Source organism: Sulfitobacter pontiacus, assembly GCF_040790665.1.
In the GTDB taxonomy this organism is placed as follows: domain Bacteria; phylum Pseudomonadota; class Alphaproteobacteria; order Rhodobacterales; family Rhodobacteraceae; genus Sulfitobacter; species Sulfitobacter pontiacus.
Window position 1 is genome coordinate 214,216 of record NZ_CP160849.1, and the last position, 13,749, is coordinate 227,964.

The window sequence follows — 13,749 nt, forward strand, 5'->3', positions numbered from 1 at the left end:
ATCTGGCGGGCCGAGTTTTCCCACAGGATATGTCATGCCGGACGCGCCCCAGATCACCAAATCAAGCTGGCTGATGATCCTGCTGCTTGCCTTCATCTGGGGAGGCACGTTTCTGGTGACCGAAATCGCTTTGACTGAAATGCCACCCTTCTGGATCGCGGCCACACGTGTCGGGTTCGCGGCCACCGTGATGGTGGTAATCTGGGCTCTGCGCGGGTTTCGGCTCTTTACCCAATCCCCCACCCGCGGCGACATCGCGGCCGTGATCTTTATCGGTGCCGCCAGCTCTGCCGTGCCGTTCAGCCTGCTCGCATGGGGTCAGCAATATGTCACCTCGGGCTTCGCGGGGGTGACCATGGCGGCGACGGCGCTGATCATCCTGCCGCTCGCCCATTTCTTCGTTCCGGGCGAAGCGATGAGCCCGCGCAAGGTGATCGGTTTTGCCCTGGGCTTTGTCGGCGTTGTCATCCTGATCGGCACGCAAGCCTTTGAAAGCAGCGGCACCGCGCTTGAAACCCAAGGCCGTCTGGCCTGCCTGGGTGCGGCGGGGTGCTACGCCACCAGCTCGATCATCATGCGCCGCCTGCCCGCGGTGGACGCGATCGGCCTTGCGACCATCCTGCTGATCATTGCCACCTGCATCACCGTTCCCATGGCGATTGTTATCGAAGGTCTACCGCCCCGCCCCTCGCCGTCCATCTTCGCGGCGCTGGCGTTTCTGGGCCTGATCCCCACCGCCGCTGCAAATTTCCTGCGCGTGCTGGTGATCCGCAGCGCAGGCCCGGTGTTTATGTCACTGGTGAACTACCAAGTCCCCCTCTGGTCCGTCTGCCTCGGCGCGCTCTTGTTGAACGAACCGCTGCCGCCATCCCTGCTCTACGCGATGGTGCTGATCCTCTCGGGCGTCGCACTCAGCCAATATGGCGCGTTCCGCCGGCTGTTCACCCGCACGCGCGCCTAGCTTCCAAATGGCTCTAAATCCTCGCCGAAGGCATCCCTCAGCCACCGCAGGCGGCGCGTCCCGCGCGGGTACGGCAGGGCCGCCGCGCAGGACATCCCCGCCAGCAGCCCTGCGATCAGCTTAAGGTGCGACAGCCGCCGTGACCGCATCCACGACGGAATCGACCGCGCGTTCCATCAGCTGCGCGTCTTCATGTTCTGCCATCACACGCACCAGCGGCTCGGTGCCGGATTTGCGGATCAGCAAACGCCCCTGACCGGCCAGATCGGCCTCGGCCTGTGCGATGGCCCCTTGCACCTGCGCGTCTTCCAACGGCACCTGACCGGCAGAAAACCTCACGTTCTTAAGCAGTTGCGGCACGGGTTCAAAGTTATTCAGCAGCTCGGAGGAGGTCTTCTCCGACCGGATCATCTCTGCCAGAAACTGCAGCCCCGCCATCAGACCGTCACCCGTGGTGGCGTGGTCGGTCATGACGATATGGCCCGATTGCTCGCCGCCCAGATTGAACCCGCCTTCGCGCATCCGCTCGACCACATAGCGGTCGCCGACGGACGTCCGCTCAAGCCGTAGCCCCTTGCCCTGCAAGAAGTGTTCAAGGCCAAGGTTGCTCATCACGGTGGCAACTAGGGCGCCATTGGCCAGCCGGTCTTCGGCCGCCCAACGGGACGCCATAAGGGCCATGAATTGATCCCCGTCACCGACCTTGCCGGTTTCGTCAATCAGGATCACGCGGTCCGCGTCGCCATCCAGACATATGCCCACGTGGGCACCGTGCTCTACCACCGCCGCTGCGGCGCGTTCGGGGTGGGTCGAGCCGCAATTCTCGTTGATGTTGAAACCGTTCGGCGACACGCCAATCTCGATCACCTCGGCCCCCAGTTCCCATAGGGTTTCGGGAGCGACGCGGTGTGCGGCCCCATTGGCGCAGTCGATCACGACCTTCAGCCCGTCCAGACGCATTTGGCGCGGGAACGACGACTTCACCCGCTCGACATAGCGGAACCGCCCGTCATCGATCCGCTTGGCACGGCCAATCTTATCGGCGGGGTTCAACTCCACGCCGCCTTCGATCAACGCCTCGATCTCTGCCTCCACAGCGTCGCTCAGCTTGAACCCGTCGGGGCCGAAGAACTTGATGCCATTGTCCGTCGCCGGATTGTGGCTGGCCGAGATCATGACCCCCAGATCAGCCCGCATTGACCGCGTCAGCAGCCCGACCGCAGGCGTGGGCACCGGCCCCAGCAGCAGCACATTCATCCCCGAGGACGTCAGCCCCGCCGTCAGCGCGTTTTCGAACATATAGCCCGACAACCGCGTGTCCTTACCAATCACCACACGGTGCACACCGTCACGACCCGCGCTAAAATAGCGCCCCACAGCCGCCCCGATTTTCAAGGCGACCTCGGCTGTCATCGGGTGCACATTGGCCTTTCCGCGAATACCGTCTGTTCCAAATAATTTTGTCATAAAATGCTCCCAAAATATGCGGCATGCCACAGAGCGACCGCTTGGCGGGTGTCGTCCACGTCATGCACACGGATCATTTGCACACCCTGCCCCAATCCTGCAAGCGCCACGGCGATCGACCCCGGCGCGCGGTCCCGTGCCTGCGGCGCGTTGCCGATCGTTCCGATGAACCGTTTGCGCGACACGCCCAGCAGGATAGGCGTCCCCAAAGCGTGAAACAGGCTCAGCCGCGCCAGCAGAGCCAGATTGTGATCCTGCGTCTTGCCAAACCCGATGCCCGGGTCCGCCAGAATGGCCCCCCGCGGGATGCCTGATGCCTCCAGCATGCTGATCTGCCGCTCCAGCGCGTCAAAAACATCAAGCAGCACGTTATCATACTGTGGGTCCAGATGCATGGTCGCGGGATCGCCTTGGGCATGCATAACGCAGACTGGAAGCGCCATTTTTTGACACAGGGGCCCGAGGGCGGGATCAAAGGTGAAGCCCGACACGTCGTTTACCAGATTGGCACCAGCGCTCACCGCGGCCTCGGCCACGGCGGCCTTGCGGGTATCGATAGAGATCGGCGTTTGCAGCCCCGCCCCCCGCAACGCGGCAATGACGGGAGCGGTGCGCGTGATCTCTTCGGAGACGGGCACAAAATCCGCGCCGGGGCGCGTGGACTCACCGCCAATGTCCAGAATATCCGCGCCGGCGGCCACCATCTTTTGTGCGACGCGCAGCGCATCGGGCACGGCATTATGCTGCCCCCCGTCCGAGAAACTATCGGGCGTCGTGTTCAAAATGCCCATGATGCGCGGGCGGTCCAGCGTCAGCCCTGCCATCGCGGGTCTGGGCGCGGTCAGCCGTGCCATCACGCTTGCCGGGATATCGGCCGCGGGCACAACACGGGGCGGCGTGCTGCGCGACAAGACCTCGGCATGGGTGAACCAGCCCCACCCCCCCGCGAGAGGCAGCGCAGTATCAGGCCGCGCGGGGCCGATCTGGACGAGAGGTCGGAAATAATCGGTCATGTCTCACAGACTGCCTTGGTCTACCGCTACGGCGCGCAGCGGAACAGAGGCGTCAGCCGGCAGGTCCGCCCCGATCACCAACATCTCTGTCGCGTCGAAGCTGGCGGCGAACCACGCGGCCAAGGCCACTGCATCGCGCGGCTGCGCCGAGGGCGTATCCACGCTATCAAGCACGATCTTCGACGGGGCCCAAACGCTCGTCTGACCGTTCTTCATTGCCCAATCCAGCTCTGTCCGCGTCGCCACCACAACACAGCGATCATCCTTTGCGGCCAGCACCCAGGCGTTCTGTTCAATCGCCAGCAGATCAATGCGGCGCTGCGCCATTTTATGCCCGACCTGCGGCGCGGCGGTGTCCGAAGCGCCGACACATAGGATCAGGGGCCGCCCCATCTGGTGCAACTGGTCCAGCCACCCCGCCAGATGCGGCGAGGCGATGGCATCATTGCTCAGATAGACCAGCTCGGGGTGTGGCACCTCGCGCGCCTCGGCCTGACTGTCGGGGGTATCATCGCGGGCGCGCACGATCTCGACACCCAAAGCACCGGGGCCACGGTCCAGCTTTTCGATGCGCACAAACACCCGCATCGCTTGCCGTTCCAGCAGGATACGATCCGCGACCCGTTCGGCCAGCGTCTCGAGCAGGTTCAGCCGTTCGTCCGACAGCTCGTAGGCGATCGCTTCGGTCACGCGGTCGTAGGACAGGATACGGTCCACATCGTCGTCCACGGGGCCGGTCAGCGGCTGCACCTCGACGACGACATTGAAACAGATGCGCTGCGTTACGCCACGTTCGGCCTGAAAGGCACCGATCTCGACCTCAACGATATGATCGCGTAGGGAAATCCGGTCCAGAGGTTCAGGCCCCGCCGTCGCAGCAGCGCGTTCGGACGGGTGCGCAAAGGCAAGCCGCGTGTCACTTGTCATGGGTTTGGGCCTTTGCTTGTCTCACTCGCAAACGATCCTAGACCGTTTGCGCGGATGTACCAAAGCCAGACACGGCTGGCCAGCCGTCAAAGACGACAGAAATGCCGCTTAGTTCGACGCAGTCTGAACGCCGTCACGATAGAACATGTGCACGCCGATCTTGGTGGTGCGGGTAAAGACGCGCGACCAACGGGGGCTCACGGCGGTGGTATGATAATACGTCGCCCCCCCTGTCAGCGATGGTGCCTTGCCGTCCAGCACCGCCCGCGCGACCTTGCCGACCTGCGCATAGGCGCGCGGCTCTGATATCACTTCGGCATTGCCATCGCAGGTGTAGGTGAACTGGCACTGATATTTACGACCCGTTCCCTGATTGATCACGCTGCACAAAGACCCGGGAAACTGCGCGGATTTCACACGGTTCATGATCACTTCGGCCACAGCGAACTGGCCCTTCACCGTCTCGCCGCGCGCTTCAAAGTACAGCGCCTCTGCCAGACAGCGCCATTGTTCGCCGCCCGATGCTTTCGGCTGTTCGGCCAGCCATGCGCGGGTGAACTCCACCTCGCTTGCGTTGTTCGATGCGATCATGCTTTCCAGACGTTCCGACCCGACAGAGCGCAGCCCTTTGGCTTCGATGTCAGCCAGTGCTTTGGCCTGTTGCGGGCTGGCGGACGCCACGGCAGGAGCAAGCAAAGACAGCGCCAGCAGGGCGCAGGACGAGAATTTCTGAAAAGAACGCATTGAGCGCCTCGCAACTAGTTTCGGACAGCGCCCCCTACCCAAACTGGCACCAAGCGTAAACCCTGCCGAAACCGCCTGCGCGGGAACCCGCACAGGAAGACAACATCTAGGCGATCAGCCGCGCAAAACTACCCTATCTTGTCCGCGATTGCGAGTTGAGCCGCCGCCAATCTGGCTACCGGGACACGGAAAGGTGAGCAAGAAACGTAGTCGAAACCCGCGTCACGGCAAAAAGCAATCGATTCGGGGTTGCCGCCGTGCTCTCCGCAGATCGACAAGGTAATCCCAGGTTGTGCTTCCCGCCCCCGCGCGGCACCAAGCTGAAGCAGCTCTCCGACGCCATCACGGTCCAGCATATGGAACGGATCTTCGGGGAAAACGCCCTGCTGCACGTAGGTCGACATGAACCGTCCCGCGTCATCTCGGCTCAACCCATAGGTCATCTGCGTCAGGTCGTTTGTCCCGAAACTGAGGAAGGAACAATGGGGCGAAATCTCTCCGGCGCGCAGGGCGGCACGGGGCGTTTCGACCATCACGCCCAAACGGTAGGTAAAGCTCGCGCCGCGTTCGGATTTCACCGCCGTTGCGATCTTGTCGACGCTGGCCTTGATCAGCTCCACCTCGCGTTTGGCCGAAACAAGCGGGATCATGATCTCGGGCACCACGGGGTCGCCATCGCGGCTGGCTTCGATCGTGGCCTCGAAGATCGCGCGGGCCTGCATCTCGTAGATTTCGGGCACCGTCACGCCAAGACGCACGCCGCGCAGGCCGAGCATCGGGTTATATTCGGTCATAGCCTCGATCCGCCGGGTCACGTTGGACAGCGGCAAATCCAGCGCCTCGGCCAGATCGCGTTGACCGGTGCGGGTCGAAGGCAGGAATTCGTGCAAGGGCGGATCGAACAGACGGATGCACACCGGCTGACCCTGCATGATGCGGAAAAGCTGAATGAAATCATCGCGTTGCATGGGCAGCAACCGCTCCAGCACGGCGCGGCGGCCTTCGCTGGTATCGGCAAAGATCATCTCGCGCATCACGGTCAGGCGGCTGGGGTCAAAGAACATATGCTCTGTCCGGCACAGCCCGATCCCCTGCGCGTCGAAATTGCGCGCGGTTTGCGCGTCGGCCGGGGTGTCAGCGTTGGCACGTATCCCGATGTCGGCAGCGTCTTCGGCCCAGGACATGAGCTTTTGGAAGGTCGCGTCCAGCAGCGGCTCAAGCATATCCGCGGCCCCGCACAGCACCTCTCCCGAGGTGCCGTCGAGGGTGATTTCATCGCCTGCCTTGAACATCCGCCCGTCGGGGGCCGTGATCACCCCCTTGACCAGATCGAACCGCATCGACGAGGCACCGACGACGCAGGGCAAGCCCATGCCCCGCCCGATCACCGCGGCGTGGCTGGTGATCCCACCGCGTTCGGTCAGCACGGCTTGGGCGGCATGCATCCCGCGAATATCCTCGGGCGAGGTTTCGCGGCGCACCAGAATACATTTCTCGCCCCGTGCGGCACTGGCTTGCGCGTCATTCGCGTTGAACACGATCCGGCCGGTGGCGGCACCGGGGCTGGCGGCAATGCCGCGCCCGATCACATCGCGTTTCACCCGTGGGTCAACCTGCCGGTGCAACAGCTCTGTCAGGGTGCGGGGCTGGACACGCATCAGCGCCTCTTCGCGGGGGATGATCCCTTCGTCCGCCAGCGCCACCGCGATCCGCACCGCCGCCCGCGAGGACCGCGACACGCGCACGCCATCAAGGATAAACAACTCTCCGTCAGAGATGACGAATTCCACCTGCATCTCGGCGCGCAGCCGCACCCGCATCAGCGCCGCGTGCTGTTTGAGCATCTCGAAAGCTTCGGGGGCGTGTTCCTCAAGCGACGGGCCGCGCGGATCGCGCGTCAGGTAAAGCGCATCGGCGGTGTCCTGCAAGGCGTCGCGCCCCTGCGACTGGCTCAGGTACCGCCCGGTGATCTGTGGCAAGCCGGTGGTGCTGTCCACCAGTTGCAACACGCCCGAGCCGCAAATGCCCGTGCCCACACCGAACACCATCTGCTGCACGATCAGGCCCAGCCCCGCATCCGCAGGTGCCCCCTTGGCCTGCCGCAACAGCCGCGCCGAGGTACCCTCCCACGCCCGCGCCATGGAACTGAGCACGGCGGTCAACTGGGTCACACGGTCCTGGGGGAAGCTTTCTTCGGTCTCAAGCTCGTAGGCCCGCAGGGATTGCAGCAGCGCCTCGCGCCCGTCGCCTTCGACGTCGTCGAACATATCGGGGTCCAGCCGCGCCACATTGACGGCATAGGATTGCACGAAACGGGTATAAAGCGCCGATGCGGGTCCCTCGCCCATGCGTTCGCAATAGTCGGCATAGCGGTCATCGTTCATGCCGATGTTCATCACCGCCCCCGGCCCGCCCCAATCCGGGTCCTGGCTAGAGGGGCGCACGCACAGCAGCGCGTCTTGGGGGAATTCATCAGCGACCGCTTGCAGATCGGGGATCTGTCCCTGCGCAATCTCGAGCACGACATCAAAGGGCAGCGCCACGGTGCGCGGCACCGGCAGATCAAGACGGACCAGACGTTGCAGACATTTCGCACGCCCCCCATGCGTATCATTCGCGATGGGGGCGGTTTGGGTCACAAGGGTTGTCATGGCGGTTTTCTGCACTGCGGCACCTTTTGGTTCCTGCGCAGCATAGGCTTTCGCCGTGGTGTGGCAAGGCGTGATCGCCTTGCCCACGTGTCGGGTCTGCTGCGTTACCCGTCGATTTTCGTCAGATCCGCGACCGAGCTACAGATCGTGCGGATACGGCTGAGCAGGTTCAACCGGTTGCGCCGGACCGTCGCATTGTCCGCGTTCACCTGCACCGCATCAAAGAAGGCATCAATCGGGCCGCGCAAGGACGCCATCGCGGACATGGCCGTGCCGAAATCCTGTGCCTCCATCGCCGGTTTGATCTGCGCCTCTGCGGTATCAAGGGCGGCAAACAGGGCGCGCTCTTCTTCGGTCTCGGCAAACTTGATGTCCGCCCCGAAGGAGTATTCCACCCCATCCGCATCCTCGGCCTGGCTGAGAATATTGTTGGCGCGCTTGAACCCCTGGATCAGGTTTTCCCCATCGTCGGTTTTCAACGTCTCGCTCAGCGCCTTGGCGCGTTTGACCAGCAGGGTCAGGTCGTCGTTCTGCGGCATGGCGATGCAAGCGTCGATGATGTCATGACGGACGCCTTGGTCCTTGAGGTACACTTTGAGACGGTCGTGGAGGAAGGAGAGAAGGTTTTCAGAAACAAAACCATGAGTCTGGTATTCAACTTGCGATGCTCTGGAGAAGTAGGTTTCCGCCAAATCTCTCGCTTGTTCGGAAGTTATTTCGTTCTGGGCCTGAAGTTCTTCACTACGTTCCAGTATGTCGTAAAGGTGTTTTGGTTCTTTAGACTTGGTTGCTTCCAACTCAGCAAGTACACTTCCGACCTCAGAAAAATTCTCTGTTAGCTCCACTGCCAGCTTCGACACCCTACTTTCGATATCTTGATCAACTCTATTTGAAAGGCCATCAACTAGGGCGCGCTGTACAGGCAAACTCAAATCATTCTCAACCAAAATCCGAATAACGCCCAAGGCCGCCCTACGCAGCGCAAACGGATCTTTGCTCCCGGTCGGCTTTTCATCAATCGCCCAGAAGCCGGTCAGCTTGTCGATTTTCTCTGCCAGCGCCACGGCGATAGACACGGGCGCGGTTGGCACGTCGTCGGATGGACCCAGCGGCGCATAGTGGTCTTGGGCGGCGGCGGCGATGGCCTCGGACTTGCCGGCGGCTTTGGCATAGTAGCTGCCCATAAGGCCCTGAAGTTCGGGGAATTCATAGACTATTTCGGACGACAGATCGGCCTTGGCGAAACGGGCGGCGGCGCGGGCCTCGTCTGCGTCGGCCCCGACCATCGGGGCGAGCTCACCAGCCAGTGCTTCCATGCGCGAGATCAGCTCTGCCTGTGTGCCCAGCTTGTTGTGGAAGGTCACGTTGGACAGACGGTCCACCCAGGTCTGCATTCCGGCCTCCGATTGCGCGATGCGCAGATCGTTTTCCCAGAAGAATTTGGCGTCCGACAGACGTGCAGAGAGCACTTTTTCATTGCCTGCCAGAATGGTCGCGCCATCGTCGGCGGTGGTGCGGTTGGCGACGGTGACAAAGCGTTCGATGCGGCCCGACTTGGGGTTGCGCACGGAAAAGAACTTCTGGTGCTCTTTCATCGAGGTTTGCAGCACCTCGGGCGGCAGACCAAGGAAATCATCGCCAATCTGCCCCATCAGCACGACGGGATATTCCACCAGCCCTGCGACCTCGGCCAGCAGCCCCGCATCCTCGACCACCTCAAGCCCGTTGGCAAAGGCCATATTGGTCGCGTCGTTCCAGATCGTATCGCGCCGCTCTGCCGGGTCGAGCACGACAAAGGCGCGTTTCAGCTTGGCGCTGTAGTCGTCAAAGCTGCTGACGGTGATTGTATCGGGGGCCAGAAAGCGGTGCCCGCGCGTGGTGTCGCCTGCGGTGATCCCGTCGATGGTCAAGGGCACAGTCTGCGCGCCATCTTCAGCCGACAGGATACACAGGATCGAATGCAACGGGCGCACCCACCGCAAGCTGCCACTGCCCCACCGCATGGATTTGGGCCATGGGAAGTTGCGAATGGTGGTTTCCAGCACCTCGGCCACGATCTCGGCTGCGGGACGGCCCGGCTTGTTGATCATGGCAAACAGGATCTTGCCCTTGGGCGTGTCGCGCTCTTCCAGCTGGTCGCGGGTCAGCCCTGCGCCGCGCAGAAACCCTTCGATGGCTTTTTCCGGCGCGTCGGCCTTGGGGCCTTTGCGTTCCTCGACCAGCGACGGGCTGGCGTCCAGCATCCCTTCGACGGTCAGGGTCAGGCGACGCGGCGTCGAAAAGGCCGCGGCAGAGGCATAGGTCAGCCCCGCATCCACCAGACCGTTCGTCACCAGTTTCTTTAGATCATCCGCCGCGCGCGCCTGCATGCGGGCGGGAATTTCTTCCGAGAAAAGCTCTATCAGGAGGTCGGGCATGGGTTCGTACCTTTCGGGGCCGCGTGTCGCTTGGGTGCGGTTAAATATGTGTCGCGCAAACAGCGCTTATGTCAAAGGGCCGGTCGATCCGGGTCGGATCAGTCGGCGGGGCGTTCCGGGCAAGCTTCGCCCACCACGGTGCCATCATAGGCTTTGTCGCCACAATCGTTCAGCTCGTGCCAGACATAGCCGCGCCCGTCCGAAGTGATCGCAACGATACGGTCTACGCCGAAATGCACGTTCTTCTGGCCCAGAAAGGTCAGCGCCGTGCCTGCCTCGATCTCTTCTGCGATGGCCTTGGCGTCGAAACAGTCGAACCAGCCCGGTGCATTGCGCGGCGTGACCTCGTCGCTGACGACATAGGTTTCGGACAGCATGGCGAGGCTGAGCGAGGTGTCGAAACATGCGCGGTAGCGGATGGGCGAGCTGTCGGCGTCGATGGCGCGGAAATTGTCGGTCAGGATCGGCTCGGACGCATTGCTGGAGATCGACACCAGCGAGACGCCCTCATCCGGTGCCGCTGCCTCGTGATAATAGCCGTAGACCTGGAGATAATAAAGCGCGAGACCCGCAATGGCTGCTGCAACCAAGATGACGCCTCCTACAATTTTACCGTTCATGCCGCGTTTTCCGACCAACCGCCGGCCCGTGTCTGAACAAAGGCGTCAGCGCAGGCTTTGGCAAGGGTGCGCACCCGCCCGATATAGGCCTGACGCTCTGTCACCGAGATGACACCGCGTGCGTCCAGCAGGTTGAAGATGTGGCTCGCCTTGATGCATTGGTCATAGGCGGGGTGCGCCATCACGATGCGCTTGCCTGTTTTGGGGTCCACGGCATCTTGTGCAAGGATCGCCTTGCACTCGTTCTCGGCCTCGACAAAATGGTCCAGCAGCACGTCGGTATTGGCGACATCAAAGTTCCAGCGGGCGTATTCTTCCTCGGTCTGTTTGAACACATCACCATAGGTGAGCGGGATCGGCGCGTCGGGGCTGTTAAAGGGCATGTCCATCACGTGATCGACGCCCAGAACATACATCGCCAAACGCTCGAGCCCGTAGGTCAGCTCGCCCGATACAGGATGGCAATCATGGCCGCCGACCTGCTGGAAATAGGTGAACTGCGACACTTCCATGCCATCACACCAGACTTCCCAGCCCAGTCCCCATGCGCCCAAAGTGGGGCTTTCCCAATCATCCTCGACAAAGCGGATGTCATGCAGCGCCATATCGATCCCGATCGCCTCAAGCGATCCGAGGTAGAGCTCTTGCAGGTTGGGCGGGCTGGGTTTGATCAGTGCCTGAAACTGGTAGTAATGCTGCAAACGGTTGGGGTTTTCCCCATAGCGCCCGTCGGTCGGGCGGCGCGAGGGCTGCACATAGGCGGCGGCCCAAGGGTTGGTGCCAAGCGCGCGCAGGGTCGTTGCCGGGTGGAACGTACCCGCGCCGACTTCCATGTCGTAGGGCTGCAGGACCGCACAGCCCTGACGTGCCCAATAGGACTGTAGGGCGAGGATGATTTCCTGAAATGAACGGGGGCGCTGGACCGGGTCGGACATAAGATTTTGCCTTTGCTGCTGCGCGCCTTTCCTAAGGTGCTGTCGCGGTAGGGTCAATTGGCAGCTTTGTGATGATTTGCGCTGTCTCAAGCATGGTATTTTGCACAGGTTCCTGCTTATCTACTGCAAGTTTAAATCCTTGAGAGTACCCATACCTATGACGCGACTGTTTGCGGCCCTGATCGCCGCCTTGTTTATTGCCCCGTTTGCCTTTGCACAGTCTGCCGATGATGTGGTTTGGATACAGGTCGAAGCCCAGCCCAATCTGGCCGCGGCGACCGATCGCGCACGTGCCTATAGCGCCAATCTTGAGGATGTGAACGGCTTTGCCTTGGGCGGCAGCTGGTATGGAATCGCGGTCGGCCCCTATCGCCGTGATGACGCAGAGCTGTTGTTGCGCCGCTACCGCCGGGACGGGGTGATTCCGCGCGACAGCTTTATCCAGCTTTCTGAACGGTTCCAGCAGCAGTTCTGGCCCGTAGGCGCGAACGTCCTGAACATTCCGCTGATCGCACCGGTTGACCCTGCATCCCCCACCGATACCCAGACAGACAGTGAGATCACGCAAACCACCCTGCCCCCCGCCAGCGAAGCGCTGGAGCAAGAGAACACCGCCACCGTAGAGGCAGAAACCACGCAAGTCCCCGTCCTGCCAGAACCACCACGTGACGAAACCCTGGCCGAAGCGCGCGCCAGCGAACGGGATCTTGACCGCGAAGCGCGCGAACAGCTGCAGGTCGCGCTGAAGTGGGCCGGGTTTTACAATGCCGCGATCGACGGTGCCTTCGGGCGGGGTACGCGGGGGTCTATGGCCGATTGGCAAGGGGCCAACGGCTATGACGCCACCGGCGTGCTGACAACGCTGCAACGCGCCGCCCTTCTGAAACAATATAACGCCGTGCTCGAAGGTCTGGGCCTGCAGGTCGTGCGCAACGCCGACGCGGGGATCGAGATGGTGATGCCGACCAAGATCGTGGGGTTTGACCGGTTCGAGCCCCCCTTCGCTCATTACAATGGCACCGGCGACATCGACGCGCGGGTTCTGCTGATCAGTCAGGCGGGCGATCAGGATACGCTCTTTGGCCTGTATGACATCATGCAGACCCTTGAAATCGTCCCCGAAGAAGGCCCGCGCGAGCGGAAGTCCGACAGTTTCGAGCTGATCGGCGAGAACGGCCGCATCGTCAGCCAGACGCAGGTGTCGCTGCAGAATGGCGAGATCAAGGGCTTCACCCTCATCTGGCCCGCCGGGGACGAAGACCGCCGCCGCCGCGTGATTGCCGAGATGACGAAATCCTTCACCCGCCTGCCCGGTACGCTGGATGCCGCAGCCGGGGGTGGCGACCGTCAGGCTGTCGATCTGGTGTCGGGTCTGCAAATCCGGTCGCCGAAAATCTCGCGCTCGGGCTTCTTCATTGATGGGCGCGGTACTGTTGCCACCACATCCGAGGCGGTGCAAAGCTGTGGTCGTCTGACGCTGGACGACGAGACAGAGCTTGATGTGGTTGTTGACGACGCGGCCAGCGGGATCAGCCTGCTGAAACCCCGCGCAGCACTTTCGCCCTTGGATGTGGCGGCGTTCAACACCGTGCCCCCCCGTTTGCAGTCCGAAATCGCGGTTGCGGGTTTCCCCTATGAAGGCGTGCTTGGATCTGCGACGGTGACCTATGGCACGCTGGCCGATGTGCGTGGGCTGCAAGGCGAAGAGAACATCGCCCGCCTCGCGCTAGAAGCCCGCAGCGGGGACGCGGGCGGTCCGATTCTGGATCGTGACGGGCGGGTCTTGGGCATGTTGCTGCCCCGTGCCAATGGCGCACGCGAATTGCCCGAAGATGTCGCCTTTGCGGTTGAATCCAAGGTCATCGCAGAGCTTGCGCAAAAGGCCGGTGTCACCGTGGATACCACGGCCAGCAGCACCACGATCAAGCCGCAGGACCTGCGTGAAAAAGCCAAGGGCATGACCGTACTGGTCAGCTGTTGGGAATAAAAAAAACCCGATCCCCCGTTTAACGGG

General features: G+C 62.2%; 10 protein-coding genes. 2 read left to right on the top strand and 8 right to left on the bottom strand.

Translation table 11 applies throughout. From position 1 onward, the window contains the following. The first annotated feature begins 34 nt into the window (after window positions 1-34). A complete protein-coding gene (locus AB1495_RS00985; protein ID WP_074634512.1) occupies window positions 35-961 on the top strand; it encodes a DMT family transporter in 927 nt (308 codons plus the stop codon). Window positions 962-1,081: 120 nt separating this feature from the next. On the opposite strand, the gene glmM is transcribed toward AB1495_RS00985, so the two are convergent. From glmM to AB1495_RS01025, 8 genes are all read right to left on the bottom strand, one after another. After that, window positions 1,082-2,428: a phosphoglucosamine mutase gene (glmM, locus tag AB1495_RS00990; protein WP_037944541.1), complete on the bottom strand. Its 1,347-nt coding sequence runs from the start codon at window positions 2,426-2,428 to the stop codon at window positions 1,082-1,084. Further along, window positions 2,425-3,441 (bottom strand): dihydropteroate synthase, encoded by a 1,017-nt coding sequence (folP, locus tag AB1495_RS00995; RefSeq protein WP_074634513.1) that lies wholly within the window; start codon window positions 3,439-3,441, stop codon window positions 2,425-2,427. Before folP ends, glmM begins: the two co-directional genes overlap by 4 nt. Before the next feature lie 3 nt (window positions 3,442-3,444). Then, on the bottom strand, window positions 3,445-4,368 hold the full coding sequence (locus AB1495_RS01000; RefSeq protein ID WP_037963988.1) for a dihydroneopterin aldolase: 924 nt from the start codon (window positions 4,366-4,368) through the stop codon (window positions 3,445-3,447). A gap of 108 nt (window positions 4,369-4,476) precedes the next feature. Then, window positions 4,477-5,112 carry a cell wall hydrolase gene (locus AB1495_RS01005; RefSeq protein WP_005854193.1) on the bottom strand — a complete coding sequence of 212 codons (636 nt, stop codon included), beginning with the start codon at window positions 5,110-5,112 and terminating at the stop codon, window positions 4,477-4,479. Window positions 5,113-5,240: 128 nt separating this feature from the next. Beyond that, window positions 5,241-7,763, bottom strand: a complete 2,523-nt coding sequence (locus AB1495_RS01010; RefSeq protein ID WP_197145734.1) for a putative PEP-binding protein — start codon at window positions 7,761-7,763, stop codon at window positions 5,241-5,243. A gap of 104 nt (window positions 7,764-7,867) precedes the next feature. Beyond that, window positions 7,868-10,180 carry a glycine--tRNA ligase subunit beta gene (gene glyS / locus AB1495_RS01015; protein ID WP_074634514.1) on the bottom strand — a complete coding sequence of 771 codons (2,313 nt, stop codon included), beginning with the start codon at window positions 10,178-10,180 and terminating at the stop codon, window positions 7,868-7,870. Between the two features lie 98 nt (window positions 10,181-10,278). Then, a complete protein-coding gene (locus AB1495_RS01020; RefSeq protein ID WP_074634515.1) occupies window positions 10,279-10,800 on the bottom strand; it encodes a DUF6446 family protein in 522 nt (173 codons plus the stop codon). After that, window positions 10,797-11,735, bottom strand: a complete 939-nt coding sequence (locus AB1495_RS01025) for a glycine--tRNA ligase subunit alpha (protein WP_005854198.1) — start codon at window positions 11,733-11,735, stop codon at window positions 10,797-10,799. The genes AB1495_RS01020 and AB1495_RS01025 overlap by 4 nt, the downstream gene beginning before the upstream one ends. 157 nt (window positions 11,736-11,892) lie before the next feature. Between AB1495_RS01025 and AB1495_RS01030 the strand changes: the two genes are divergently transcribed. Further along, window positions 11,893-13,722, top strand: a complete 1,830-nt coding sequence (locus tag AB1495_RS01030; RefSeq protein ID WP_074634516.1) for a serine protease — start codon at window positions 11,893-11,895, stop codon at window positions 13,720-13,722. Window positions 13,723-13,749 lie beyond the last annotated feature (27 nt).